Origin of the sequence: Burkholderia sp. E168m23, assembly GCF_016586125.1 — a bacterium.
In the GTDB taxonomy this organism is placed as follows: Bacteria; Pseudomonadota; Gammaproteobacteria; order Burkholderiales; family Burkholderiaceae; genus Burkholderia; species Burkholderia orbicola.
Map to the genome: position 1 here is coordinate 1 of NZ_BCPP01000608.1, position 4,417 is coordinate 4,417.

Below are 4,417 nucleotides of genomic sequence, written 5' to 3' on the forward strand. Positions count from 1 at the left end.
ATGACCGCGCGCCGCATCGCGCAAAGCCGCCGGCTGGTGGTCGGCACGCCGGCCTACCTCGCCGAGGCGGGCGTGCCGACCACGCCGGCGGACCTCTGTCAGCATCAGGTGATCGTGTATTCATTGCGAGGCGGCGGCGAGTCCTGGGCGTTCAGCCAGCACGGCAAGGAAGTGGCGGTGGTCGTATCCGGACGCGTCAGCGTGAGCGCCGCCGAAGGCATGCGTACGACGGTGCTCGGCGGACTGGGCCTGGCGATCGCGTCGGAATGGATGTTCTCGCCGGAACTCGCCGACGGCACGGTTCAGTCGGTACTGACCGACTGGGAATTGCCCGCGATCGACCTGTGGGCAGTCTTTCCGGCCGGACGCCTGGTCAGTGCGAAGGCAAGAGCGTTCATCGCCTTCGTCGAAGAGGTGCTCGGTGCAGCCGGCAGCAGTCGTGCCGGCCCGCACTCAGAAAGCGAGCTTGCCGATTGATGCTCCGCCGTCGACGTAAAGCGTCTGACCGGTCATGAAAGCCGCCGCATCGGACAGCAGAAACGCGATCGTCGCGGCGATTTCATGCGGCTGGCCGAAACGGCCCATCGGCACGGCGGCGAGATAGCGCTTCTCGCCTTCGCTGCCCGGCGGATTGTTCGCACGAAACAGCGCGGTCTCGGTTGGGCCGGGCGCGACGGCATTCACCGTGATGCCCGTGCCGGCCAGTTCCAACGCCCACGAACGCGCAAAACTCACGAGCGCTGCCTTGGCCGCTGCATACGCGGTGCGCTGCGTCATCCCCAGAATCGTCAGGCTCGAGATGTTCACGACACGCCCCCAGCCGCGGGCCCGCATGCCGGGAGGCAGCGCCTGCACCGTCTGCACGGCAGGATGAAGATTCAGCGCGAGAACGTCGTCGAGATCGTTCAGCGCGACCTCACCCAGACGCTGCGGCCTGACCAGCGCGACATTGTTCACGACGCCGTCGAACGTGTGACGACGCACGAGATCATCGAGCACCGCGCCCGTCGCGGCACGGTCGGCCAGATCGACGCGGACCAGCTCGCCCGGGAAATCGCTCGCGTCGCGCGCGAGACCCACTACATGGTGGCCGTCGGCAATCAGCCGTTCCGTCAACGCGAGACCAATGCCCTTGGTCGCGCCCGTTACGAGAAATGTACGATGTGTCATCGAATGTCCTTTACGAACCGGAAGAAATCGACATGCCGCGACCGGTTCCCCGGTGCGGCGTGGCGATCTGTGAGCGTTGAATGACAAGGCTCAGGCGCTGGCTATGGCTTTTTCCAGAACCGGGAACATGTCCGACGGGTCCGGACGGCGCGTGTAATCGGGGTTGACCTCCGAATACAGCACGATGCCATTCTGACCGATCACATAGCGAGCGGGCATCGGCAACGTCCAGCTCGGGTCGTTATTGAACGCCGGCAGATCGTTCTTCAGGTTTTTGTACAGTTCGACCAGATAGTCGGGCAACGCGAAACGCAGTCCGAAGTCGGCACCCGTCTGACCGTTCACGTCGCTCAGCACCGGAAAACCCAGTTCGTTGGTGCGCACGGCCTTGCGGCTGTTGACCGGCGTCTGCGGCGAAATCGCCACGACGTTCGCGCCGTAGGCCCGGATCTCCGGCAGCACTTCGTTGATCGCCTGCAATTCGATATTGCAGTATGGGCACCAGACGCCGCGATAGAACGTCACCACCAGCGGGCCCTTCACCAGCAACGCAGCGGAAGACACGTCGTTGCCATCCTGATCTTTCAGTTTGAAAGACGGCGCGCGGTCGCCGGCCTTGATCGCGCGACCCGCTTGCCCGCTCGCAATCAGTTCCGCGGTGGCGCGTTCCATCACCGGATGAATCTCCGGCGGTGCGTTGAACGGCGGCTTGCCTGCCTTGAAGTCGACCCGGAACGCGTCGAGTTTGTCTTGGAGTGACATGAGTATTCTCCGTCGAGAGAAATAGAGGAATAAGGAACGAACGAATCAGTGGGTTCAGGCTGCGTTTGGCGCTGAGGCAATGCGTGCGGCTTCGACCGCAGCGATACCTTCGAGCGCCGGGCGGTGGCCGATGCCCTCGTCGATCACGCGACGCAGGCCCGGCTCAGGCAGCGGCAGCGACCGGTTTGGTCCACTCGTTACCAGCCATGAAGCCGTCGAGTTCGGTGTGGACGATGTGGTTCGTGTAGTTGCTCATCACCTTGGTCGCCACACCCAGAATCACTTCAAGGACGTTCTGACGGGTGTAGCCGGCGGCGAGGAACGCATCGACATCGGCGTCCGGGACGAAGCCACGCTCACGCACCATGAGCGTCGTGAAGCGATGCAGCGCTTCGAGCTTGGCATCGGGCAGCGGCGTGCCCGCGCGCAGCGAGGCGATCACGCCTGCGTCCATCTTGATCATCTTTGCCAGCGTGCTGTGACCGGCCATGCAGTAGTGGCAGTCGTTCTCGAAGTTCGAGGTCAGGTAGACGACCTGTTGCTCGTGCGGCGTCAGCGTGCTTTTCGAGAACAGATCCCACAGCGCCGAATAGCCGGCCAGCAGCGCGGGCGATTCCGCCATATGCGCCTGAAGGTTGGGGACGAAGCCGAAGGCGCGCTTCGTGTCTTCGAGGCTGGCCTTCGACGCGGCCGGCGCGTTATCGATCGTGTAGGTTGGGAAGTGGCTCACCGTTTTGCTCCTGGTGGTTGACGGTGAACAAATGATGAAGGTCAGCGCCCGCTCGAAGAAGGCACGCGCCGTCGATAACAGTCATTCCTCGCAGGCATACCGCGATGGCGGTGCGGTTGGCGTGCACACGCTTGAAGAGACAGAGGGGCGCGACGGGAAGGAGTATTTCGATGCCGCCCGTGGGGCGGGACCGGCCGCTCGCTGCAATTCGTTCAGGCCGCGTCAGCGGGTCCGGGCCTACCATTGCCTTACATGCTCAGATGGCGCAGGCAAGCTCCCGCTCTTCCACTTTCTCGTTGAACGCATCCGTTCCAATGGTCGGCGCTTCGTCACAAGCACTGAAGTGGTAGCCGGCATAGTGCGCGAACATTCGAATGTCCTTCCCTCCGATGCGACGCTTTTGCAACGCGTATGCTCGGGCGGATTCGGAAAGAAAGAATCGATGTTCGCCGTTACCCGGCTCAACACTCACCAGCGACTTCTCGGTCAGTTCAGCAATGTCGCCGGCAACGTCAGACAGCGTATACCGCGCATCGCATACCAGCGCGCGCAATGCCTCGAAAGTAAAAGCACGCTGGAATGCCGCAACGTGGCCCAAGAGCTTCTGACTCGACGGGCTCAGCGACGCAAAGCTCCAATCGAAGCTGGCCTGTAACGTCTGGTGGTGCGCAAGCGCCGTCCGGTATCCCCGCGTCAGCAACTTGAAGCGATCGTCGAGAAATCCGTGAACACCTCGAACGCCCAATGCACCGATACGCCCGACTGCCATTTCGATCGCCAGTGGATTACCGTCGAGCCGACGACAGATATCGCCAACGAGACGAGCGCTTTTTCTTAAAGTATCAAGGTCGCAACCCGACTGTCGCGCGCGCTGCAAGAACATCTGCACTGCCTCACAATCCAGCAGCTCTGCGATGGATGACTCCGGACGTGGCACTTGGAGCGGACGCACGTGGCAGACAGTCTCACCTGATACCCTCAACGGCTCACGGCTCGTGACGAGTACCCGCAAGTTGCCAAGCCGCATGCAAACTGAATCGACCAGTCGAGCGACTGCATCGATGACGTGCTCGGCGTTGTCCAGCACCAGCAGCGTGCGGTCTCGCGGCAAAGCTGCGACTAGCGCGTCGACCTCCGACCTGTCGTCCCGTATCGGCAGGCCGAATGCCGTCGCGATTTTCTGCAAGACCGCTTCTGGAGAGGCGGCATCGGAAAGCGCGACGAAACGCGTGATATCAAAACGGCCGCTTACTGCCGCATGAGCAACTTCGATTGCCGCGCTCGTTTTCCCGACGCCCCCGGCGCCCACCAGTGTCAATATATGCGTCGTGTCCAGTATTGCCGCAATATTGGAGACCAGGCTGTCGCGTCCCGTGAGCGCCCCGTGCCGTCGCGGAATATCGCTGTCGGCCTGCCTGGGCGGTGTAGCCGGCGTCAAATTCGCGGTCGGGGCGGATCTCTGCGTCAGTTGGTAACCGCGACCGGGTACGGTCACAATCAGGTCGCGTTGCGGTCCGAGCAATTTTCGCAACGCGGAAATATGGACCTGCAGATTGTTTTCTTCAACTACCGTGCCGGGCCAGACCGCGGCCATCAACTCGTCTTTCGTGACGAGACGTCCCGCCGCCGACAACAGTACCGCGAGCACGTCAAATGCACGCGAACCGACATGGATAGCCTTCCCATCACGTCGTAACGAGCGCGTCGACAAATCGACTTCGAGTGTGCCCAGCAACATGACTCAGGCCTCGTCCA

5 protein-coding genes are annotated in these 4,417 nt (G+C 62.2%); 1 reads left to right on the forward strand and 4 read right to left on the reverse strand.

Features of this window, described 5'->3' with window-relative positions:
- A partial coding sequence (locus tag JMF90_RS25810; RefSeq protein ID WP_201325589.1) for a substrate binding domain-containing protein occupies positions 1 to 477 on the forward strand: 477 nt, incomplete at its 5' end.
- Here JMF90_RS25810 and JMF90_RS25815 read toward each other — a convergent pair.
- The 4 genes from JMF90_RS25815 to JMF90_RS25830 all read right to left on the reverse strand — a co-directional run bounded on the left by JMF90_RS25815 (position 454) and on the right by JMF90_RS25830 (position 4,400).
- Complete coding sequence (locus JMF90_RS25815; RefSeq protein ID WP_201317295.1) at positions 454 to 1,170, reverse strand: SDR family oxidoreductase; 717 nt, start codon at positions 1,168 to 1,170, stop codon at positions 454 to 456. The genes JMF90_RS25810 and JMF90_RS25815 overlap by 24 nt on opposite strands.
- Positions 1,171 to 1,260: 90 nt before the next feature.
- Entirely contained in the window at positions 1,261 to 1,932 is a 672-nt protein-coding gene (locus JMF90_RS25820) for a peroxiredoxin-like family protein (RefSeq protein ID WP_077179767.1), read from the reverse strand.
- Positions 1,933 to 2,095: 163 nt separating this feature from the next.
- Positions 2,096 to 2,662: a carboxymuconolactone decarboxylase family protein gene (locus JMF90_RS25825; protein ID WP_077179766.1), complete on the reverse strand. Its 567-nt coding sequence runs from the start codon at positions 2,660 to 2,662 to the stop codon at positions 2,096 to 2,098.
- Positions 2,663 to 2,918: 256 nt separating this feature from the next.
- Positions 2,919 to 4,400, reverse strand: a complete 1,482-nt coding sequence (locus tag JMF90_RS25830) for a winged helix-turn-helix domain-containing protein (RefSeq protein ID WP_077179765.1) — start codon at positions 4,398 to 4,400, stop codon at positions 2,919 to 2,921.
- Positions 4,401 to 4,417 lie beyond the last annotated feature (17 nt).